Origin of the sequence: uncultured Duncaniella sp., assembly GCF_910578445.1 — a bacterium.
In the GTDB taxonomy this organism is placed as follows: Bacteria; Bacteroidota; Bacteroidia; order Bacteroidales; family Muribaculaceae; genus Duncaniella.
On the sequence record NZ_CAJTQC010000016.1, the window covers coordinates 36036 to 57104 of the forward strand.

21 protein-coding genes are annotated in these 21069 nt (G+C 51.3%); all 21 read right to left on the bottom strand.

All coding sequences use genetic code 11. The annotated features are described in order from the left end of the window. Positions 1–129: 129 nt before the first annotated feature. The 21 genes from QZ311_RS07845 to atpD all read right to left on the bottom strand — a co-directional run bounded on the left by QZ311_RS07845 (position 130) and on the right by atpD (position 21051). On the bottom strand, positions 130–798 hold the full coding sequence (locus tag QZ311_RS07845) for an HAD family hydrolase (protein WP_297066367.1): 669 nt from the start codon (positions 796–798) through the stop codon (positions 130–132). Further along, positions 774–1331, bottom strand: a complete 558-nt coding sequence (locus QZ311_RS07850) for a phosphoribosyltransferase family protein (protein WP_297066370.1) — start codon at positions 1329–1331, stop codon at positions 774–776. Before QZ311_RS07850 ends, QZ311_RS07845 begins: the two co-directional genes overlap by 25 nt. Positions 1332–1362: 31 nt before the next feature. Next, positions 1363–2340: a glycosyltransferase family 2 protein gene (locus QZ311_RS07855; protein ID WP_297066372.1), complete on the bottom strand. Its 978-nt coding sequence runs from the start codon at positions 2338–2340 to the stop codon at positions 1363–1365. 35 nt (positions 2341–2375) lie between these two features. Then, positions 2376–2927 carry an ORF6N domain-containing protein gene (locus tag QZ311_RS07860; protein WP_297066374.1) on the bottom strand — a complete coding sequence of 184 codons (552 nt, stop codon included), beginning with the start codon at positions 2925–2927 and terminating at the stop codon, positions 2376–2378. Positions 2928–2980: 53 nt separating this feature from the next. After that, positions 2981–3679, bottom strand: coding sequence for a DUF4923 family protein (locus QZ311_RS07865; protein WP_297066377.1), 699 nt, complete (start codon positions 3677–3679; stop codon positions 2981–2983). 57 nt (positions 3680–3736) lie between these two features. Continuing rightward, complete coding sequence (locus QZ311_RS07870; protein WP_297066380.1) at positions 3737–6271, bottom strand: DUF4493 domain-containing protein; 2535 nt, start codon at positions 6269–6271, stop codon at positions 3737–3739. 32 nt (positions 6272–6303) lie between these two features. Next, entirely contained in the window at positions 6304–7134 is an 831-nt protein-coding gene (murI, locus tag QZ311_RS07875; RefSeq protein WP_297066382.1) for a glutamate racemase, read from the bottom strand. A 205-nt stretch (positions 7135–7339) separates the two neighbouring features. Continuing rightward, on the bottom strand, positions 7340–8782 hold the full coding sequence (locus QZ311_RS07880) for an NADH-quinone oxidoreductase subunit N (RefSeq protein ID WP_297066385.1): 1443 nt from the start codon (positions 8780–8782) through the stop codon (positions 7340–7342). A 16-nt stretch (positions 8783–8798) separates the two neighbouring features. Beyond that, on the bottom strand, positions 8799–10304 hold the full coding sequence (locus QZ311_RS07885) for an NADH-quinone oxidoreductase subunit M (RefSeq protein ID WP_123613869.1): 1506 nt from the start codon (positions 10302–10304) through the stop codon (positions 8799–8801). Positions 10305–10339: 35 nt separating this feature from the next. Then, positions 10340–12286 carry an NADH-quinone oxidoreductase subunit L gene (gene nuoL / locus QZ311_RS07890; protein WP_297066391.1) on the bottom strand — a complete coding sequence of 649 codons (1947 nt, stop codon included), beginning with the start codon at positions 12284–12286 and terminating at the stop codon, positions 10340–10342. Positions 12287–12295: 9 nt separating this feature from the next. After that, positions 12296–12607 (bottom strand): NADH-quinone oxidoreductase subunit NuoK, encoded by a 312-nt coding sequence (gene nuoK / locus QZ311_RS07895; RefSeq protein ID WP_123613867.1) that lies wholly within the window; start codon positions 12605–12607, stop codon positions 12296–12298. A gap of 15 nt (positions 12608–12622) precedes the next feature. After that, positions 12623–13138: an NADH-quinone oxidoreductase subunit J gene (locus QZ311_RS07900; RefSeq protein ID WP_297066395.1), complete on the bottom strand. Its 516-nt coding sequence runs from the start codon at positions 13136–13138 to the stop codon at positions 12623–12625. A gap of 27 nt (positions 13139–13165) precedes the next feature. Then, on the bottom strand, positions 13166–13885 hold the full coding sequence (locus QZ311_RS07905) for a 4Fe-4S binding protein (RefSeq protein ID WP_297066398.1): 720 nt from the start codon (positions 13883–13885) through the stop codon (positions 13166–13168). An 80-nt stretch (positions 13886–13965) separates the two neighbouring features. Next, positions 13966–14853, bottom strand: a complete 888-nt coding sequence (gene atpG / locus QZ311_RS07910; protein ID WP_297066402.1) for an ATP synthase F1 subunit gamma — start codon at positions 14851–14853, stop codon at positions 13966–13968. 82 nt (positions 14854–14935) lie between these two features. Then, on the bottom strand, positions 14936–16507 hold the full coding sequence (gene atpA, locus QZ311_RS07915; RefSeq protein WP_297066404.1) for a F0F1 ATP synthase subunit alpha: 1572 nt from the start codon (positions 16505–16507) through the stop codon (positions 14936–14938). 26 nt (positions 16508–16533) lie between these two features. Beyond that, complete coding sequence (locus tag QZ311_RS07920) at positions 16534–17079, bottom strand: F0F1 ATP synthase subunit delta (RefSeq protein WP_297066411.1); 546 nt, start codon at positions 17077–17079, stop codon at positions 16534–16536. Between the two features lie 170 nt (positions 17080–17249). Continuing rightward, a complete protein-coding gene (gene atpF / locus QZ311_RS07925; protein WP_297066414.1) occupies positions 17250–17747 on the bottom strand; it encodes a F0F1 ATP synthase subunit B in 498 nt (165 codons plus the stop codon). Positions 17748–17770: 23 nt separating this feature from the next. After that, a complete protein-coding gene (gene atpE, locus QZ311_RS07930; RefSeq protein ID WP_297066437.1) occupies positions 17771–18022 on the bottom strand; it encodes an ATP synthase F0 subunit C in 252 nt (83 codons plus the stop codon). 36 nt (positions 18023–18058) lie between these two features. Further along, positions 18059–19237: a F0F1 ATP synthase subunit A gene (gene atpB, locus QZ311_RS07935; protein ID WP_297066417.1), complete on the bottom strand. Its 1179-nt coding sequence runs from the start codon at positions 19235–19237 to the stop codon at positions 18059–18061. A 12-nt stretch (positions 19238–19249) separates the two neighbouring features. Continuing rightward, positions 19250–19486 (bottom strand): ATP synthase F1 subunit epsilon, encoded by a 237-nt coding sequence (atpC, locus tag QZ311_RS07940; RefSeq protein WP_297066420.1) that lies wholly within the window; start codon positions 19484–19486, stop codon positions 19250–19252. A 59-nt stretch (positions 19487–19545) separates the two neighbouring features. After that, complete coding sequence (atpD, locus tag QZ311_RS07945; protein ID WP_123613962.1) at positions 19546–21051, bottom strand: F0F1 ATP synthase subunit beta; 1506 nt, start codon at positions 21049–21051, stop codon at positions 19546–19548. Between the last annotated feature and the right edge of the window lie 18 nt (positions 21052–21069).

Sequence of the window (21069 nt, forward strand, 5' to 3'; positions counted from 1 at the left end):
AGGTATATAGATTACAATAAGATGGCAACAAAGTTAACAATAATTTTAATAAAATCTTCAATTTTTATTAAAATTATGTCAAATTTTCTATACAATAAGATGATATTAATTGATTACAATATGAATACCCTATCCCAAAAACGTTTCATATTCAAGTCCGGCGGAATCAAGCGCCCCACATAGCGTCGCAGTAGGGTTGACCAGAATCCGGCGCACGAACGGCAGCAGCAACGATGGCAGATCATCGTCATGGTCGGTCACCACCGCCTCCACATTCCATCCCCTTTCCTCGGCAAGTGCACAGACAAGGCGTCGTTTGGCCTCTCCGCGTGCTTCGACATAGCTGCCATACGAATCGCTCAGCGGAGTTGCTATCCATGCATCAAAATTCAGATGTTCAAACAGATAAGGTATATAGAGGTCGGGGGCGGCCGTAGCAAGCACAATCCTTGAACCTTCCGTCCTCAGGAGCTCAAGCTCACTCATGAGACGGGTGTTAAGCGAGCCGACAAGCTGCGATGCAAATTCCGCCAGATCTTTTTCCGTCATCTCCTGAGAGCCGATGCGGTGAATCGGATATTTCATTGCCACATGGCTTATCACTCCGGCTTTTCTGGCGGCAAGCAGTCCCAACACCTTAGCCAGCGTCGTGTACTCACCGCGTCCTTTGAGATGTCCTACCAGACAGCGGATAAACATCCTGAATGAATTGCCCTGAAGCAAAGTGCCGTCAAGGTCTACAATGACACACGGGACATCCCTGTCAGCGTGCATCAGGCTTTCATGTCCATTGACCATGGGAAACGTATTAATGTTTTGTTACGATACAGTGCATAGTCCGGAGAAATCAGAGGCCGGGTGGTGGTAACGGTTATCACAGCCGAACGCACCTGTGCCGCCGGACACGCCTCACGCAGTGAACCGACGATGGCTTCCATCGTGACACCGCTGTCGATTGCATCGTCAACCACAAGAATTCTCTTCGCCTTAAGACAGGTTATTTCAGCCGGAATCTCGACACGCCCTACCCTTCTGCGAGGTCTGAGAGCAAGCAGACGCGACTCGGCAATCCTCATGAAGTCAAGGATGCGTGAAGGAAGCATTGGGAGCAAACCCGCCACGAGGCTTTTATGATGAGTCGAAGGCCGCTGCAGTTCCACCACAGCCAACTGCGCATCCGGAAATTCACCAAGAATCTCTCTTGCCACATATTCGCCTCCTGTCCGTATGCCAACCACAAGCTCAGGCACAAATTTTTCGCCTGCGACCACCTCGGCAAGCATCCGGCAGGCTACAGCAAAACGCCTGTTGTCTAAAGTAACAACCTTCATAATTTTTTTCTTACTATCTTTTCTTACTACCTCAACTGTTTTTCTTACTACTGCCGTAGACCAACGGTGCTACCGCTTTCAACACGCGCTCACCTAAATATGAAATGATGATTCCAAGTTTATTTTTCAGTCTGACACGCGGATTTTTCAGGCTCTCCAATCTATAGCGTTTAATCAGCTCCCAGCATTCGCGCGAAACATGCGCATGCTCACCCGCGCGGTCATGTATGGCAAGCAGACAATACATGTTGAAACAGGCACTCAACCGGCGGTCGCGCGCAGCCGGAAGAAGACTCGGATAACTCACGGCCATAAAGTCCTCAAGACGCGATGTGACCTTGAGCACATCAAGCCGCGCAGGAGAAAACTGATTCGTAAGACTGCCGGGCGTGTCACGATAGAAATAGACAGGCGCATCAATCAGGGCTATTTTTCCATTCCGGCCCTCGACCTTATAGAAAATATCAAGATCCTCGTAGATACATCCCTCATCGAAACACACATCACGGAGACACTCGCGACTGTAGAGTTTTCCCCACGGAGCTGGCACGATGCCTTCGGACTGATAGAGCACTTTTTCAATGACATCAAGCCTGTCGCAGACGCGAGGTCTGACATCAGTCCGCGCTTCATCAACCGGTCTGAACTCCACTCCGCGCAGCCATCCTCCGTAAACAAGGTCACACCCGCTGTCAAGCGCCGCATTGAGGAGCATTTCTATGCTCCGAGGATAGAGCACATCGTCGCTGTCAAGAAAGCTGACCCATTCCCCACCGGCAACACGCAAGGCTGCATTACGCGCGGCAGACACGCCCGACTGCCGTTGAAAGAGAGGTTTCACACGGCTGTCGCGTGCGGCATATTCGGCAATAATACGGCCGGTAGAGTCAGTCGAACCGTCATCGACCACTATTATCTCAATGTCATGACAGGTCTGTCCGACCGCACTGTCGAGACATTCCCGGAGATATTTTTCGGCATTGAACGCCGGAATTATTATCGAGACCATAGGACGAGACAACATCCGTTTTTTTAATTCACTATTCAGTTCTTTTTGCGTTTGACTGTGTGCTTCAGCTTCAGAACCGCAAAATTCAGTTCAAAAGTTGTTTCAGAATCCGTGGTCGAAAGACTATCGTCAAGCAAGTCGGCAAGAATCTCTCCGCTCTGCACCATGAGTGATTTCCGTTCGTCGGTATCTGCCGGAACAGTCGTCAGAGCTGACACAGTCCGTGACAATTCGCGCAACCTTGCGAATGTCTCGACAATGCCGATTGTGGTCTGCGTTGCAACAGGGCTTTTCAGAATTGTGGCAAGCATATATAAACCCTTTTCTGTAAAAGCCTTAGGCAAAACCCTCGATTTGGTTGAAAGATTTGCGGTCGAAAATTTCGACCGCAAATTCTCGGTTTCAATCTTATCGAGTGACAGAATATAGCCATCAGGAAATTTATCCGGATTATTCCTGACAGCTTCATTGACACGTTTTGTTTCAACGCCATAAAGGCGCGCTACATCAGCATCGAGTATCACACGTAAACCGCGTAACTCGATGACGGCATTCTCTATTTCTTTATAATTCACTAATTTTTCCATGGTACAGAGAGAGATTTTATAAATAAGGATGAATTAACAACAGAAGCAAATGTTTACTTCTGGCGTTGCAACTCGAATCCGGCCGTCATGCCATCATACTGATTGAGTAGCACAGACACACCTTTGATTGTATTATTACCGGTTAAGCTTCCGGCCTTTTCAATCAAAACCATAAGCCTGCTGACATCAAACGTAAGCTCCATCTTGTCACCATTCATGACGATATAGCTCTCCATCGAACCGATATTGATGCTTTTGAGCGCCATGAAAGTGAAGATAAAATTACCGGATTTTTCATCGCGCGCGATAGTTCCGTTAAGAGTCATAAGGCGCGCCTTGAAAGTGAAGGTCGAATCCTCATTTATTGTCATCACCAGCGATGTAAAACCGGCAGTCTTGTAGTAAGGCTCAAGTTTAGCTTCCACCTGAGAAGCTGCTGCCGCACCACCAGCCTTCAGCAAAAGATTGTCACTCTTGAATGTCACAGCCGGACCTGAATAGCGCCATGTTCCTACAAGTTTACCGATTGTAAGATTTGACGAGCCTATACCAAATTTATTTGCTACACCCGAAAGTAAATTTCCTAACCCGCCTGCCGTTGACTTTGACTGTGAGGAATCGGTCTGCTGGGTGGTAGCAGAACCTTTTCCGAGATTATTGAGAATATTGTTTATATCCCATTGCGAGGCATAGGTTGGAGCACTGGCGAAAATAAGAATTGCGAGGAGAACAAGAAGGAGAATTTTTTTCATAAGGTTAAATATTTAATTAATTCTAATTGTAGCTTAATGCCGGATTCCGCCCACTGATCAATATGAGAGAGTGACATGGTCAAGCCATAGAGTGCTTCCGACCGACTCGCCCTTGACCGGATCGGGTGCGGTTGCAATGGCTGCACTTTCCTCAGCGATTGTGCCTATTGCAGCCGACGATGCAAACATGACCTTGAGTCCTGTAGCCTTCACACCAAAATAATCATATGTCAGCGAAGCCTTGAAAGCTGTATAGCTGTTGGCCACCGGCAGGTAGGCTGTAGCAGATGCTATGACACGCCTTTCACCGTCGATGTTTCCATAGACCTCGATTATGGCAACGCCACTGTCAGATGTGTCGGCCTGTGAAGGATTGTATTTATAATATCCGTTGAGCGACATGGGGCGCGAACGCCAGTCGACAATATCGTCATAGGTCTCTTCCAGGGTCAACGGATTGAACGAATATGAACCAAGGAATAATTTTCCGGCCGCCCGCGACTTAATTTCAGGAATGATAGGTGAATATTGCAGATATGGTTGCCCGGTCTGGGTGTAGTCGGGAATGATAGCTCCGTCAACATCAAAAGCAACGCTGCGCAGACACACTGCAAAGCTTGCATCCTCCGTGTCGCCGGGGACAGAATAGACAGACGGCTGCATGTACCAAGTGTTATGGTTTGATGAGCGTGTTGAAAACGTCTTGGCATTGGTATTGGCCCATTCCCTCGGGACCTGAAGACTGAAAGTCTGATGATTCTGCCAGTTGAATATAGCTACCGTCGTCTGTGAGTAGCGGCCTCCGCTCGGAAGGTTTTTATAGGAGACACCTTCCTTGCGGTGCTCGAATTCATCGTTCGGTAGCGAAGGATCTGACTCTGTCGATAGCCTGACAGGCGATGTGAAATCATCCTTGCCGGGATTACGCATCATGGTCGCGGTCAATGTGTAGGAAGTCGAAGGAGCAAGACCTGTAATGACAACCATCCCCTCTTCCGTGTCGCGATAAAGCACGCTCGCACGGCTGCCATTGAGATAGATGTCGAGACCGTTGGCCACGGCAGATATAAGCTCAGGAGTATCGGCGATGACCTTGACCCGGGCATAGGTGGCGAAAGCATCGAACTCCAGACTGAAATCGGGCATGAAACGAGAGATGCACACCTCTCCCCTGACCTCCTGACAATAGAGAATCCGGGCATTAAGGTCAGCGCTTCCGGGCGGAATTGCGAAGGAAATGTCATAGATGCCGTCGGCTATCTCACCGACCAATACTATCTCTGCCGGATGCCACTTGCCATTGTCGAGCAGCTCGACCGCGACATGAGAGGCGAAATCATCGGCAAGTGTAGCCACGCGGATAACAGCTGTCGTCGCGCCGACCATTGCTGAAGAAACCGAATCGACCACAATCTCCATAGGCCGTGTCTCGACAGTCAGCATCAGTGGATTGCCCACACGCCCGTCAACATCCTCGGCCATCAGACCGATAGTGCTTATGGCCTGAGCCTCGTTCAGAAAGACAAAATTGCCCATAAATGCCGACAAATCAATCTCGGCTCTGCGAGCTGATGAAGACCATTTCAGGCCATAGGCGGAGAAGATTTCAGCCTCCTCTGCCGAGAGCGACAGCAGATCGGCCTGACGAGGGACTCCGACCGAATTCAGGTAGGGGGAATTTACCGTAAAGTAGAGATGGGATAGTTCAGCTGACGAACTGATGTCGGCTCTGACTGCCTCATCGGGGATTTCGCCTTCAGGCAGGACATATATTTCATCAGGAGTCCAGCCATAAGCGGTCAGTTCCGGAGGAAGGGCTGAAACAAAGACGCTGTCAAGTGTACGCGATACACTTTCCGAACCGACCGTACAAGTGACCACAGGGTCGTCTCCGCTACAGTCAAGAGAAAACCGGTATTCATAAAACACACCGCTCTCGGTCTTCCCGATTTCAAAAGCCTTGTAGCCCACCTCACGGCCATCGGCCAGGGTCAGTTCAAGATAGACCGACGTGTGCCCCGGAAGAAGATAAAGAATATCGTCGCAAGCAGTGTCGTAGCCGAAATAACCTCCGCCGTCAGCATGCAAATAAGCCCGGACTGCTTTAAAACAGGCCGACATCTCCGCATCAAAAGTCACGGTGTTGGCCGTGCTGACAGGACGGAGCGTCATGTCAGTCTGCTGTGTCCTTCCGGGAAGAATGTCGATATTCTCCACGGCATTGTAGTATGGAAGGTCAAAACCCTCCTGTTCGTAGCCATAGAATGCCTGAAGATAATAAGTGCCGGTGTAATATATGTCATCTTGCGGAAAATCCTTGAACGACGGCCAGACATGCGAATACGCTCCGGCGACAGACCGCATGAAGACACCGGCCTGATCAACCTCAGGCAACAAAAAAACGGGAGCTCCGACTACCGCACCGTCAGGATAGTAAAACGTGTTGTCAATTTCTATGTTGAGCGACAGACGTCCCGTCCCTGCACTGACGGTCGTATTGTCGTCGGAGCAGGATGTGAAGAAAAGGACAGGACAGATAAACGCCAAGGTCTCTATGAGCCGGAGACGTAATGCTGACTTTCGGGTAATCAAGAGGATGTGAATAATGATGGTTTTGAAAAAATTCAGAGCGTTACGTGTGTAGCCTGAAGAGGTGTCTGTAGGAACGTTCCGGCAAGCGATGCGAAACGTCCGGCATTCTCGGTGGTGAGATATGTGCATGCGCCTCCACGGGTACATTTTTCGTCCATTTCAGGATGACGTTTAAGATAGTCGCTCAGACTTGCGGCAACGAGTTCGCCCTGAGTGACGATGGTGGCACGTCCGGCGACCTGACGGCGGATCTTTTCGATGAGCAATGGATAGTGGGTGCATCCGAGGATGATTGTGTCGGTATCGGGCTCTTGGGCGAAAAGCTCCTCAACATATTTCTCGACAAAATAGTCGGCCCCGGGCGAATCATATTCGCGGTTCTCCACCAGCGGAACCCACATGGGACACTCGACGGAGACTGTGCGGAACTGCGGGAAGAACTTGGCAATCTCTATGTCATAAGTGCCCGAACTGATTGTTCCCGGCGTACCGAGGACACCGATATTTCCGTTCTTCGTGATTGACCCGAGAGCTTCGACTGTCGGGATGACCACACCAAGCACACGCCGTGAAGCGTCCCAAGCCGGAAGGTCTTTCTGCTGGATTGAACGGAGCGCCTTGGCCGACGCAGTGTTACATGCAAGGATGACGAGATGGCAACCGCGCTCGAAAAGCGCATTGACAGCTTCACGCGTAAACTCGTAGACTACATCAAAAGAGCGTGTGCCATATGGAGTGCGGGCGTTGTCGCCAAGATAGATATAGTCATATTCAGGAAGTGTCTCGCGGATTTCTTTGAGGATGGTCAGGCCTCCATAGCCTGAGTCAAATACGCCGATAGGGCCGGGTGATGATGGAAACATGAGAGAAGTGATGATTAGAAGCTTTTATGTGTAAAAAAAGTAGAAGAATACAGGTCTGTTTCTGTAGCAATCTCCGACTGCAAGCAAAACGCCGTGCAGCCGGAGATAGTTTACGTAATCAGATTGTTTTTTCAACATCTTTTCAGCCGTCATAACGACATCCGGCCTTAGCATTCCGGCGAATGTCTCACAACTGAAAGAAATATCATGCGACAACAGTCAGGAGGTAATCGTAGAAATAGCTTACGATACCGAGTCCGATTATGCCTGCCACGCAAATCCACATGCCAAGACGCTCTGAACATGCCGAACGGAAAGTGGCGATGGGGGTTTCACTGTCATTGATGAACATTGCCTTTACAACAAGGAGATAGTAGTAGAGAGAGATGATGGTGTTGATAAGGGCGATGAGCACAAGAACGTAGAGGGCGGTAGAGCCTGTGCCGTTAAGAGTCGATGTGAACACGAAGAACTTGCTGAAGAATCCTGCAAACGGAGGGATACCGGCGAGTGAGAACATCGCAAGCATCATTGTCACCGCAAGACGGGGATTGGTCTTGTAAAGTCCGTTGTAGTCGCTCATGTCAAGCTTACCGGTAGCATTCTCGATAGCGCCGATGACGCCGAAGGCTGCAAGGTTTGAGAAGATGTAGACCAGAGTGTAGAACATCAGGGCCGATACACCCATTGCGTTGTCGCCAATGATTGCAAGCATTATATAGCCGGCCTGCGATATTGACGAGAAGGCAAGGAAGCGCTTCATGTTGTGCTGGCGCATCGCAAAGAGGTTGCCGATAGTAATAGTGAGGATGATGAGCGCGTAGAGCATCCATTCCCAAGCTACTTCATAAACAGCCCCGAAGACCTGAGTGAGAACCACGAGGAAGGCGAAAGCGGCAGAACCCTTGGAGATGACCGAGAGATAAGAGGTAACTGAAGTGGGCGCACCCTGATAGACATCAGCAGTCCAGAGATGGAAAGGAACAAGAGAAATCTTGAATCCGAAACCGGCCATGACGAAAGCAAGGGCGACTGCAAGCATCACTCCCATGTTGCCATAGAGAGCGGCGGCGATGCCCTGATAGTAGAGCGTGCCGGCGAGACCGTAGACAAACGAAAGACCCATCAGAAGGATGGCCGAAGAGAATACTGCTGTAAGGACATATTTGATGGCAGCCTCATGGCTCTCGTAGCGATGCTTGTCGAAAGCGACAAGTGCGCAGAGAGGAAGCGATGCAGTCTCAAGACCGATGATGAACATCAGGAAATGACGGCTTGAAATCATCAGATACATGCCAAGGAGGGTGAGCAGAATCAATTCATAGAATTCACCGCGACGGATGGCGGTAAACTCGGAGTTGGCCCATTTGATTGACTGAATAAGGACGATGAGCACACCTACATTGAGGATGTTTTTGATGGCTACAATTGTAGGTGAGGTGAAATACATGCCCGAGAAAGCAGACTCGGTGAGCTTGACAACCGGGCAGAATCCCCATGCGGTCACCACGGCCATGAGCGCGCATGCAATCATGGGCACGGCCTTGGTTCCCTTGGGCGATGCAAACGTATCGTAAAGGAAGACTAATAGGAATACGATTAACAATCCTATTTCCTGCTTTAATGCTAAAAACTGTGAGTAATCCATTGCTATTAATCTATGATTAGTTCAGACCTATTACGGTAAAGATTTCGGGGCTGAAAGTAAACTTGATAAGGTCGATGAAGAAGTTGGGGAAGAAGCCGATGCAGGCAACGCTGACGATGAGCGAAGCTGTAGCGACGCGTTCCCACCACTTGGCATCGGTGAGAGTCATGTGGTGCTGGTCATAGACAGGACCGTAGAGGAGCTTGCCGACAACACGGAGGATGTAGACGGCGGTTGTCACGATCGAGCTGCATGCCACGATGACAAAGACGCGGTGGAAGAGGTCGGTGTGCTCGAACGAGCCGACGAAAATAGTCATTTCGGCAACGAAGCCCGAGAGACCCGGAAGACCGAGCGAAGCCATACCGGCGATGACGTAGCAGACAGAGAGGTAAGGAAGAATCTGCATCATACCGCCCATCTCACGGATGTCGCGAGTGTGGGTACGGCCATAGATCATACCGATAAGGGCGAAGAAGAGGGCTGTCATGAGACCGTGAGAGAGCATCTGCATAATCGCACCGGTCATAGCGGTGGTGTTGAGCATAAGGATTGCGAACAGCACCAGACCGCAGTGAGATACGGACGAGTAGGCATTGATGTATTTGAGGTCGTTCTGGACACATGCGCTGAACGCACCATAGACAACCGAGATGCCGGTGAGGATAAGGAATATCCAAGCGAGTTCGTTAGCGGCATGAGGCATGAGGAAGATTGCGACACGGAAGCAGCCGTAGCCACCGAGTTTCATAAGCACACCTGCGTGGAGCATCGAAACCGCAGTAGGAGCTGAAGCGTGACCGTCGGGCGACCAAGTGTGGAAGGGGAACATCGCACCGAGGACACCGAAACCGACGAATGTCATCGGGAAGAGGAACTTCTGCCAGCCGTGGCTGATTGCGTCATATTCGGCAATCTGAAGGATGTTCCAAGTCAGGGGCATGCCTTCGGGTGCTGAATGATAGTAGATGCCGATGAGACCGAGCATGAGGAATGCAGAACCGCCCATGAGCATCAGGGTGAGCTTCATGGCTGAGTAGTTCTTGTTACCGCTGCCCCACACACCGATGAGAAGATACATCGGGATGAGTGCGACCTCATAGAACATGAACATGGTGAAAAGGTCGATCGAGATGAAGAAGCCATAGACACCTGTCGAGAGAAGAATCAGCCAGAGGAAGAATTCCTTGGGCTGGGGAATTTCCCACGAAGCAAAGCTACCGGTTATAAGGATGATGCCGGTCAGGATGAGCATGGCAATCGAAATGCCGTCGACACCCACCGCAAGGTTGATGTTGAGCGGTGCGAACCACTGCCAAGAGTCGACCCAGAGCATGGGTTCGGTAGCACCGGCGGCGCGGAGGGCGAGATAGTCGACAAGAAGCCAGACGGAGAGAGCAGTCAGTGCGACCGAGCCCGTGACGGCCACTGCACGAATCTGCTTGATGTTCCGGCAGAGGGCGAGCCCCAGCATCATGACGAGGGGTATCACCACAAAGTAAATTAATATATTTGAAAACATATCGTTACTATATTTTAGCTACTTTACAAACAGATTCAGAGTACACATACCGCTACGATGAGACCAAGGATGACAGCTCCGATGAGATACCACCAGATATACATCTGTACCTTTCCGCTCTGAAGTCCCTTGATGGCGACTGAAGCCTTGTTGGTGACGAAGGCGAGGCCGTCCATAGTTCCGTCGATGATATGACGGTCGAACCATGCGATAGGCTTGCAGATGCCGTCGAAAATGATGCGACGGGTGATGAAGAGATAAATTTCATCCCAGTAGAAGCGACGGTGAGCGGCAGTCCAGAGCCAGCGGCAGGAATCGGCAAGACGCTTGGGCTTGTCGTTCTCGCGGATATACATCCAGCGTGCAAGGAAGATTCCGCAACATGCCACTGCGACAGAGAGGCAGGCGATAGGAATATTCAGGTGGATGTGGTACTCATGACCGTCAAAGGTGACGAACTCACCGAACGGAACGAGACCGCAGACAGTCGAAACGATTGCGAGGAATATAAGCGGGAATGTCATTGCCATGCCCGGGTCATGGGGCATGTGGCCGTGATGTTCCTTAGCATAGTCAGGATTGTTCCACCAGAACACGAGGTAGTACATACGGAACATATAGAAAGCGGTCATACCTGCGATGAGTGTCATCCATATACCCCAGAAAATATTGTTGGCGAAGCAGGCCACAAGGATTTCATCCTTCGACCAGAATCCTGCGAAGGGAGGAATACCGGCAATGGCGAGACAGCCGACAAGGAAGGTGATATGGGTGATGGGCATGTATTTGCGTAGACCGCCCATTGATGTGTAGTTGTTGGAGTGGACGGCATGGATGAGCGAGCCTGCACCGAGGAAGAGGAGCGCCTTGAACATCGCGTGGGTGAAGAGGTGGAACATGGAGGCCATGTAACCGAGACCTTCGTGGATAGCGACATTGTCGCGTGAAGCCACACCGAGCGAAACCATCATGAATGCAATCTGCGAAATGGTCGAGAAGGCAAGGATACGCTTGATGTCGATCTGTGCGCAGGCCACCATTGCAGCATAGAAGGCTGTGGCAGCGCCGACGACAGTCACAAACATCAGAGCAGCGTCCTCAAGCATGTAGAGCGGGAAAAGACGTGCGACGAGATAGACACCGGCGACAACCATTGTGGCCGCGTGGATGAGAGCCGAAACAGGAGTCGGGCCTTCCATCGCGTCAGGCAGCCAGATGTGGAGAGGAAGCATGGCCGATTTACCCATACCACCGGTGAAGATAAGCACGAGGGCCCAAGTGAGGACCGAAGCACCCATGAAAGTAGCACCGCCGAAGCATGAAAGAACACCCTGAGGATTCTGAGTCATCGGAAGGAAGTCGAGCTGCTGTGTGTAGAACGACAGGATGAGAATACCGATCAGGAAGCCGAGGTCGGCGAAACGGGTAACGATAAACGCTTTCTTACAAGCCGAGATGGCCGAAGGAAGTGTATAGAAGAAACCGATGAGAAGGAATGACGACGCGCCCACGAGCTCCCAGAAGATGTACATCTGGAAAATGTTTGTGGCCACGACAAGACCGAGCATCGAGAAACTGAAGAGCGAAAGGAAAGCATAGTAACGCTGGAAGCCTTTCTCTCCGTGCATGTATCCGAGCGAATAGATGTGGACCATGAATGAGATTGTCGGGATGACAATGAGCATCAGGGCTGAAATCGGATCAAGAAGGAAACCGAGCTTGATTGCAAGGTTGGGTGTGAACTGCAGCCAAGTCTGGTTGAAGACCACATATTGCAGACGGTTTGTACCATCAATGAATTCAGGGTTTCCTGAGAAGTAATAGGTGAACGCCGTGTAATATGACAAGACCAACACGGTTCCCATGCCGAGCGTACCGAGCACACCGGCGAGTTTGTGGCTCATTTTGACACCTCCAAGTCCCAGAACAAGGAACATGAAGAAAGGAATGGCCAATATAAGAATAGGTATTGTAATATCCATAGGGCGTGATTAATTTTTCATTTTAGTTGCGTCGCGGACGTCAATGTTTTTGCTGACCCTGAAGAGGTTGATGATAATCGCGATTGCGAGCGCGGTCTCGGCAGCTGCTATAGCGATGCCGAAGAGGGTAAACATCCATCCCTCCATCGAAGACGGGAAGAGATAACGGTTGAAAACCACGAAGTTGATGTCGACCGCGTTGAGCATCAGCTCAAGCGAGATAAGCATGGCAATCATGTTGCGGCGGGTAAGGAAGCCGTAGACACCGCAGCAGAACATCACGAGAGCCGGAACGAGATACCAAATCAAAGTAATATCCATGATGGGAAGTTGTGATTAGCGTTTACGGGCGATGACCACGCCACCGATTATACATGCGAGTAATAACACACTGACAGCCTCAAAGGGGAGAAGATACTGTTCGAAGCCTGTTCCGAGCATAGCCTCACCGATGCGGTGCATGGTGGGATTTGACATTGCAGGGAGGGGCTTGAAGATGTCGGCACAGCGCGAGCAAAGAGCCCAGCCACATGCGCCGGCTGCTCCGATAGCGCCGATCAGACCAAGTAATTTCTTCCTTGAAGCTAACTGTTCACTGTTGTCACCGGGATGTGTCGTAAGCAGGATTGCAAACACGAAAAGCACCACGATACCGCCGGCATAGACTGCAATCTGTACCGCACCCAGAAACTCGTAGTCAAGTTTGAAATAAAGGGCGGCAGTTGCAAAGAGCACGAAAAGCAGATATGTGGCCGCACGCAGAATCTTGCGTGTGGTGACAGTCAGTACCGAGAAGATGACAATCGCAAGGGCGATTATCCAGTAACAAATTGTACTTCCTACTGATTCCATATACTGTGATAGTAATTAATTTAGCTGTTAATTGGCGTTACCTGCCTCACGTTTAGCCTTGAGGGCAGCGGCCTTCTCGAGAGCTGCACGGATTTTGGCCTCCTTCTCAGGATCACCGGCGGCAGCAGCGAGAGCCTTGGCAGCAGCATCGTTGGCCGCGGGGGCTGCTTCAGCAGCAGGCTTTGCGGCTGCGGCAGCTTTCTTGGCTTCTGCGGCAGCCTTGGCAGCAGCAATCTTAGCCTCTTTTTCCGCCTTCATACGAGCTATTTCCTCGGGTGTAGGCTGCGGCTCTTCCTTTTCAGGAAGGTAGTTGAGCTTTTTGAGGAGCTTCCCTCTGGTAAATACTGCCTGCTCGAAGTCATTGCTGAACTCAAGGGCATCTGTGGGACAGTTGGTCACACATAGCTGACAGAAGGTGCAGCTTCCGAGATCATACATGTACTTGTCGAGCTTCTTTTTCTTCTTTCCGTCCCAAGTATCGACGGTTTTGATACCGAGAGAGATTGTCCCGTTCGGACATACGCGCTCACAAGTTCCGCAGGCGATACACTTATGGTCGCCCTGATTGTCATACTTGAGAGTCAGGACTGCCCTGAAGCGGTCTGCCACGGGGAGATTGTCGCGGTTGTCGGGATACTCTTCGGTAATTTTGGGGGTGACAAATTCCTTACCGGTCACCTGCATGCCTTTGATAAGACTTGCGATGCCGGAGCCAAGATTTGAGAAATACTCTTTTACACTTCCCATGTCGGTTTATTATCTGTTGTGCTGTGTTAATTCGTGGATGGTGACTTTGATTGGCGGGGCGGTGAGGCGACAGTCGTTTATCAACTGTCTCTGACCTGACCGCCGACAATGTCGAGGAGTTCGGTCGTAATGCTCTGCTGACGCAGTTTGTTATATTCAAGGCGAAGCTGTTCGAGGAGCTTCTTTGCATTGTCGTTGGCGCTCTGCATTGCCATGATGCGTGCAGCCTGCTCCGAGGCGCGGTTTTCAGTGAATACCTCCTGCATGACTGCAAGCAGGAACATCGGGAGAACCGAGACAAAGATGGTTGCTGCATCAGGTTCGAACAAGCAGGGACGACAGACGGCTTTCACACCTTCGCCGGTGAATGTATCGGAGCTGACAGGGAGCAGTGAATCGCATTTGGGCCTCTGACGGCTTACTGACTGGAAATTCATATAGAGAAGATCCACACGGTCAAACTCTTCCGAAAGGAAACGGTCTTCAATATGACGCGTGAAGTTCTTGACACAATCACCGCCCGACTTGGAGTCGACAGTTGAAGCCGGTTCGACTCTGACTCCGGACAGGTTGAGCTTTGATGTGGCCTTGACCATCTTACGTCCGACGGGGATAACCGTCACACGCACTCCGGCTCCGAACTTCTCGCGGTAACCGCTGAGGACAGCAAGGAGCTCCTTGAAGAGATTGATGTTGTAGGCGCCACACAGACCGTCGTCAGAACCAAACACGACTACGGCGACCGAATTGACATCGCGCTCAGCGGTTAGAGGCGACGAGAACTCGGCATCGGCCGTAAGGAGATTGCCGATGATGTTCTCTATCTGCTGCCTGAAAGGGAGGAGACGGCGAAGATCACTCTCGGCACGGTGCATCTTGGCCGAAGAAATCATCTTCATAGCTCCGGTGATTTTCTCACTTGAGGCCACCGAGCCGATGCGTCCTTTAAGTTCGCGAAGTGTAGCCATAATGATGTCTGACTGTCAGTGAATGGATTCTATTTATTGGCGGAGGGACACAGGGACATCCTGTGTCCCCCCTGAATATTTTTTATTTATATGATGCCGAGATTTCAGCAGCAACTTCTGAGAGCTTTGTGGTCACTTCGTCGTCAAGCTTACCTGCACGGATTGCATCCATGACCTCGGGATACTTGGTATTGACGAGCTGGAGGAAGTTTTTCTCGAACTCCGCAACCTTGTCGAGAGGCACGTTTTCGAGAAGACCGCGTGTGCCGCAATAAATCACGGCCACTTCGTCCTCGACCTTCATCGGTGAATACTGCGGCTGGATGAGAAGACGTTCGTTCTTACGTCCCTTGTCGATCACGCGGGCGGTCACGGGGTCGATGTCGCCACCGAACTTGGTGAACGATTCGAGCTCACGGAACTGAGCCTGATCAATCTTCAGCGTACCGGCCACCTTCTTCATCGACTTGATCTGAGCGTTACCGCCCACACGCGATACGGAGATACCTACGTTGATTGCAGGACGGATACCACGGTTGAAGAGGGCTGTCTCAAGGAATATCTGGCCGTCGGTGATTGAAATCACGTTGGTCGGAATGTAGGCTGACACGTCGCCGGCCTGAGTCTCGATTATAGGAAGCGCGGTGAGCGAACCTCCACCCTTGACCTTTCCTTTGAGCGATTCGGGAAGGTCGTTCATATTCTCGGCCACCTGCTGGTTGTCGATGATTTTAGCTGCACGTTCAAGCAGACGGCTGTGGAGATAGAAAATATCGCCCGGATATGCCTCTCGACCCGAAGGACGCTTGAGGATAAGGGAGATTTCGCGGTAGGCTACGGCCTGCTTTGACAAGTCATCATAAACGATGAGGGCATCACGGCCTGTGTCGCGGATGAATTCTCCGATGGCTACTCCGGCAAAAGGAGCGTAGTAACGCATCGAGGCCGAATCGGCGGCTGTAGCTGCCACGACTACGGTGTAGTCGAGAGCTCCATGCTGACGGAGTGTCTCTACGGTAGCTGCGACCGATGAAGCCTTCTGGCCGATGGCCACGTATATACAGTAGACAGGCTTGCCGGCATCAAAATTAGCACGCTGGTTGATAATGGTGTCAATGGCAATGGCAGTCTTACCGATCTGGCGGTCACCGATGATGAGCTCACGCTGTCCGCGACCGATGGGGACCATCGAGTCGATAGCCTTTAGACCTGTCTGGAGAGGCTGCTTAACGGGCTGACGGAAAATCACACCCGGAGCTTTACGTTCGAGTGGCATCGGGAGAAGCTCGCCCTGAATGGGGCCACGGCCGTCAATCGGCTCGCCAAGTACATTGATCACACGTCCAAACACACCGTCGCCCACATGGATAGAGGCAATTTCGCCGGTACGCTTGACTGTCATGTTCTCGGTAACCTTGTTGACATTGTTGAGCAGGATGACACCCACATTACTCTCCTCAAGGTTGAGGGCTACACCTTTCACTCCGTTTTCGAATTCGACAAGCTCGTTGGCGCAGACGTTGTCAAGGCCATAGACATGGGCCACGCCGTCGCCGACTTCAAGTACGACTCCGGTCTCCTCGAAGGACACCTTGGAGTTGATATTCTCCAGTTGCTGTTTTAATACCTGAGAAATCTCGCTTGGGTTAATCATTGTGATATATAGGGATGTGAAATTTGTTAGTTGCTTAAAAGTTTTAGACGCAATTGCTTGAGTTCATTGGCCACAGAAGCATCGAGCTTGTCGTTGTCGATACTAACAGTGAATCCTCCGATCAGAGCGGGGTCGACACGGTGGTGATATTCCATCGTGCCACCGTCAAGATGACGCTCGATGAGCGCCTTGAGACGATTCTCCTCAACAGCACCCATAGGCGCGGCCGAAGTGACGGTCACGAGATAGATGCGATGCTCACTACGATATATCTTCATGTAGGCGAGGGCTATGTCGCGGGCTGCATCGAGACGGTTGTTGTCAACGAGGAGCTTCAGATAGCGGACATAGACTTCATCCTTGTCTGTCGCACCTGCGGCCGAAGTCAGGAGCTTGACTTTGTCGGGCGCGGGGATAAATGGATTGGCCACGACCTGACGGAGCGATGGCTCGGCGACAAAGGAACTGTCAAGCGTGTGCATTAGCTCGTAGATGCGCGCGTCAGCGCCCTTTTCGGAGGCATACTCGAAAAGAGCCTTTGCGTAGCGACTGGGGATGAGACCTTGGTTCATTGCGTGGAGATGAGAGCCTTAGAGGATGAGTAATCTTTAAGTTAATTTAATTCATATAGGTCAAAGAAACGGAGCAGCGAGCGGGACAGTCGCCACCGTTGTGCCCGGCACGTAATCATGACGGGCACAACGGCCGGCGCGTAATCATGACGGGCACAACGGCCGGCGCGTCAATTCTGTTTCTCCATCTCGTCGAGCAGGGAGTTGACAAGCTTCTCCTGAGCTTTCTCATCCTTCATCTCGTTGCGCACCACTTTCTGTGCGATATCGAGGGCGAAAGAAGAGACCTCGTTGCGGAATTGCTGTTCGGCCTGTTTGCGTTCCTGTTCGATAGATACCTTTGCGGCGTCCATCACCTTTTTGGCTTCAGACTGTGCGGCAGAGCGGGCTTCCTCGATGATCTGTGATTTCATCCTGTCGGCCTCGCGCAACATGTCGGCCTGCTGGCGACGTGCGTCGGCTATGTATTTATCCGCCTCTTCGCGGGCATGGTCAAGCTGTTGTTTGGCATTTTGAGCATACTCCACACCTTTGTCGATGAGGTCGGCTCGGTCAGACACTCCTTTCATAATCACCGGCCAGCCCCACTTCCACAGAATGAAGAAGAGGATGGCGAATGACACGAACATCCAGAATACCAGACCGAAATCAGGCGTGAAAAGTTCCATCTTTCAAAAAATTGAAGTTTGGATTAGCCCACAAACATTGCGAGGATACAAACGATGACAGCGAAAAGGGCCACACCTTCGATAAGGGCGGCGATTACGATCATGTTACTACGGATGTCGCCGGCCGACTCAGGCTGACGGGCGATAGCCTCCATGGCCGAGCCTCCGATTTTACCGATGCCGAGACCTGCACCAATTGCTGCGATTGCTGCACCGATGCATACGCCGATGCCGAGTGTTCCTTCGATAGCTGCTAAAATCATTGCTAACATAATTGCGGAAGATTAAATGGGTTATTTAAATTTTTAAGATTATGCGGGGTTTGCAGAGGGAGAGGACTGCGTTTTTGCTGCGGGGAGAGGTGTGCCACTGCCGTGACCGCCGTCACCGGCATGCTCTTCATGTCCATGGTGTCCTTCTTCCTGACCCATGGCTATGAACAGGGTCGAAAGCATCGTGAACACATAAGCCTGAATGAAGCTCACAAGGACATCGATTAGAAGCATGAACACTGAGAAAATCACACTTACTACAGCTGTCGTTCCGGTGACAGCCGGCCCCATGGCAGCAAAAATAAATATCAGAAGTGTCAGAACGATGACAATCATATGGCCACCCATCATGTTTGCGAACAGACGGACGGTAAGCGCCGCCGGTTTGGTGAAAATACCGAAGATTTCAATCACCGGCATGATAGGAAGCGGCCACTTGAACCACCAAGGCACTTCGGGATTGAACACTTCCTTCCAATAATGCTTCGTTGCGAAGACATTGGTGACAAGGAAAGTGATGATGGCCAGGACGAGCGTCACTGCAATGTTGCCCGTAAGGTTGGCTCCTCCGGGGAAAATGACAATCAGGCCGAGAAGGTTCATGACGAGGACGAAAAAGAACACCGTCAGAAGATAGGGGGCAAATTTGTTTGCCTTTGTCTTGAGAGTCGACTTTATGACACCGTCATAGATGAATACAATCAGAAATTCAATCGCTCCGGTCATCTTTCGCGGGCTTTTCATTCCCTGAGTCTTGTGCCAGCGGGCCACCGAGAGGATACACCATATGACAAGCAGGACGGAAATAAAGACTCCGCAGACATTTTTGGTAATCGAGATATCGATTGCAGGCTTTACTTCCTGACCGTCGATAATCTCAACGACCTTGCCTTTATAGGGGCTGTCTTTCCCGGCCACCTTGAACTCGGCATTGCCGTCGCGGTAGACCGCGCCATGGTCGACACGTGACGATGAGAACACGTGAAGCCCGTCGGAGCCCCATACGATGATAGGGAGGGGAATTGACTTATGGTGATTGAAAGGCACTTCCCAACCGTAACGGTCGCCAAGATGGTCGAAGATGATTCCTTGGGCGTCGACAGAGCTGTCCTTCTCGACCAGAGAGTCGAGCGGAGTCTCCTCGGACGCAGCTGCTCCGAAGGGGAAGACCAGCGCCATGACTGCCAGCAGTAAGGCTGTGAATATGTTTCTTTTCATTGTCACCATGAGTTAATATATGCAGACTGAAACAATGTTCGAATCGACATCGACGATTCCGCCACCAACGGCAACGGTGTGTTCACCGCCGTCAAGTGCCGTATATCGTATGTCGCCGGGGGTGAGAGTTGAAATCAGCGACGCATGTCCCGGAAGGACTGTGAAAGCGCCCATTGTTCCGGGGAGGTGGACCACCGTGACTTCACCCTGAAAGACAATGTCTTCTGCCGATATGATTTTAAGTATCATTGCTATGTCTGCTAATGAGTGTGAGAGACTGTGTTTATGTTACCGTAGCGGGAATGCACTTATTTTGCTACTTCCGCAAGGAGTTTCTTGCCCTTTTCGATGGCTTCGTCGATTGTTCCGACATTGAGGAAGGCCTGTTCGGGATATTCGTCCATCTCGCCAGAAAGAATCATCTTGAAGCCTCGGATTGTTTCGCTCAGGGGGACCATCACACCGGGAAGACCGGTGAACTGTTCAGCCACATTGAACGGCTGGGAAAGGAAACGCTGGGCACGGCGTGCGCGCGCAACGACAAGCTTGTCTTCGTCAGAAAGTTCATCGACACCGAGGATAGCGATGATATCCTGAAGCTCGTTGTACTTCTGAAGCAGCTGTTTGACGGCCTGAGCGGTGTTGTAGTGATCCTCGCCGATGATATTCGGGTCAAGGATACGTGAAGTCGATTCAAGGGGATCGACCGCAGGATAGATACCAAGCTCGGAAATCTTACGCGAAAGCACCGTAGTGGCGTCGAGGAAGCTGAATGTGGTTGCAGGAGCAGGGTCGGTCAAGTCGTCGGCCGGCACGTAGATGGCCTGAACCGAAGTGATCGAACCGTTCTTTGTCGAAGTGATTCGTTCCTGAAGAGCACCCATTTCGGATGCAAGTGTAGGCTGATAGCCCACAGCCGAAGGCATACGGCCGAGAAGCGCCGACACCTCAGAACCGGCCTGAGTGAAACGGAAGATGTTGTCGATGAAGAGAAGGATGTCCTTACCTCCGCCGTCCTGATCGCGGAACTGCTCTGCGACAGTCAGACCGGAAAGAGCGACACGGAGACGTGCGCCCGGGGGTTCGTTCATCTGGCCGAACACGAGGGTTGCCTGCGACTGCGACACCTGATCCATGTCGACATCCGCAAGGTTCCATTCGCCCTTGGCCATGCCTTCTTCAAATTTTTTGCCATATTTCATTACTCCGCTCTCAATCATTTCGCGAAGAAGGTCGTTACCCTCACGTGTACGTTCGCCGACACCGGTGAACACCGAGAAGCCGCTATGGCCTTTCGCGATATTGTTGATGAGCTCCATGATAAGCACGGTCTTGCCTACACCCGCGCCACCGAAAAGACCGATCTTACCTCCCTTGCTGTAGGGTTCGAGAAGGTCGATAACCTTGATTCCGGTAAAAAGAATCTCAGTTCCGATGGTGAGGTCGTCGAACTTAGGCGCCGGCTGATGTATGGCACGGAGGTTGTCGCGGTTGAGTTCCGGCAGACGGTCAATAGCGTCGCCAAGCACGTTAAGCAGGCGGCCTTTCACTTGCTCGCCAGTCGGGACGGCGATAGGACGCTCAAGGTTGTCGACACGCATTCCACGACGAAGACCGTCGGTGCTTTCCATCGACACACAGCGTACTGTGTCCTCGCCGATATGCTGCTCTACTTCGAGAATGGTCTCCGAGCCATTGTCGTGAGAGACACGGAGGGCGGTATAGATGGGTGGGATGATGTTGTCATCACCTTCGAAAATCACATCGACCACCGGGCCGATTACCTGGGCGATTTTGCCGTATTTTTCACTCATCGCGTTTAGATTTTTTGG

Bases quoted from the DNA above. Each gene is read 5' to 3' on its own strand.
- QZ311_RS07845 (WP_297066367.1), bottom strand. From the start codon at position 798: ATGGTCAATGGACATGAAAGCCTGATGCACGCTGACAGGGATGTCCCG.
- QZ311_RS07850 (WP_297066370.1), bottom strand. From the start codon at position 1,331: ATGAAGGTTGTTACTTTAGACAACAGGCGTTTTGCTGTAGCCTGCCGG.
- QZ311_RS07855 (WP_297066372.1), bottom strand. From the start codon at position 2,340: ATGGTCTCGATAATAATTCCGGCGTTCAATGCCGAAAAATATCTCCGG.
- QZ311_RS07860 (WP_297066374.1), bottom strand. From the start codon at position 2,927: ATGGAAAAATTAGTGAATTATAAAGAAATAGAGAATGCCGTCATCGAG.
- QZ311_RS07865 (WP_297066377.1), bottom strand. From the start codon at position 3,679: ATGAAAAAAATTCTCCTTCTTGTTCTCCTCGCAATTCTTATTTTCGCC.
- murI (WP_297066382.1), bottom strand. From the start codon at position 7,134: ATGTTTCCATCATCACCCGGCCCTATCGGCGTATTTGACTCAGGCTAT.
- QZ311_RS07880 (WP_297066385.1), bottom strand. From the start codon at position 8,782: ATGGATTACTCACAGTTTTTAGCATTAAAGCAGGAAATAGGATTGTTA.
- QZ311_RS07885 (WP_123613869.1), bottom strand. From the start codon at position 10,304: ATGTTTTCAAATATATTAATTTACTTTGTGGTGATACCCCTCGTCATG.
- nuoL (WP_297066391.1), bottom strand. From the start codon at position 12,286: ATGGATATTACAATACCTATTCTTATATTGGCCATTCCTTTCTTCATG.
- nuoK (WP_123613867.1), bottom strand. From the start codon at position 12,607: ATGGATATTACTTTGATTTGGTATCTCGTTCCGGCTCTCGTGATGTTC.
- QZ311_RS07900 (WP_297066395.1), bottom strand. From the start codon at position 13,138: ATGGAATCAGTAGGAAGTACAATTTGTTACTGGATAATCGCCCTTGCG.
- QZ311_RS07905 (WP_297066398.1), bottom strand. From the start codon at position 13,885: ATGGGAAGTGTAAAAGAGTATTTCTCAAATCTTGGCTCCGGCATCGCA.
- atpG (WP_297066402.1), bottom strand. From the start codon at position 14,853: ATGGCTACACTTCGCGAACTTAAAGGACGCATCGGCTCGGTGGCCTCA.
- atpA (WP_297066404.1), bottom strand. From the start codon at position 16,507: ATGATTAACCCAAGCGAGATTTCTCAGGTATTAAAACAGCAACTGGAG.
- QZ311_RS07920 (WP_297066411.1), bottom strand. From the start codon at position 17,079: ATGAACCAAGGTCTCATCCCCAGTCGCTACGCAAAGGCTCTTTTCGAG.
- atpF (WP_297066414.1), bottom strand. From the start codon at position 17,747: ATGGAACTTTTCACGCCTGATTTCGGTCTGGTATTCTGGATGTTCGTG.
- atpB (WP_297066417.1), bottom strand. From the start codon at position 19,237: ATGAAAAGAAACATATTCACAGCCTTACTGCTGGCAGTCATGGCGCTG.
- atpC (WP_297066420.1), bottom strand. From the start codon at position 19,486: ATGATACTTAAAATCATATCGGCAGAAGACATTGTCTTTCAGGGTGAA.
- atpD (WP_123613962.1), bottom strand. From the start codon at position 21,051: ATGAGTGAAAAATACGGCAAAATCGCCCAGGTAATCGGCCCGGTGGTC.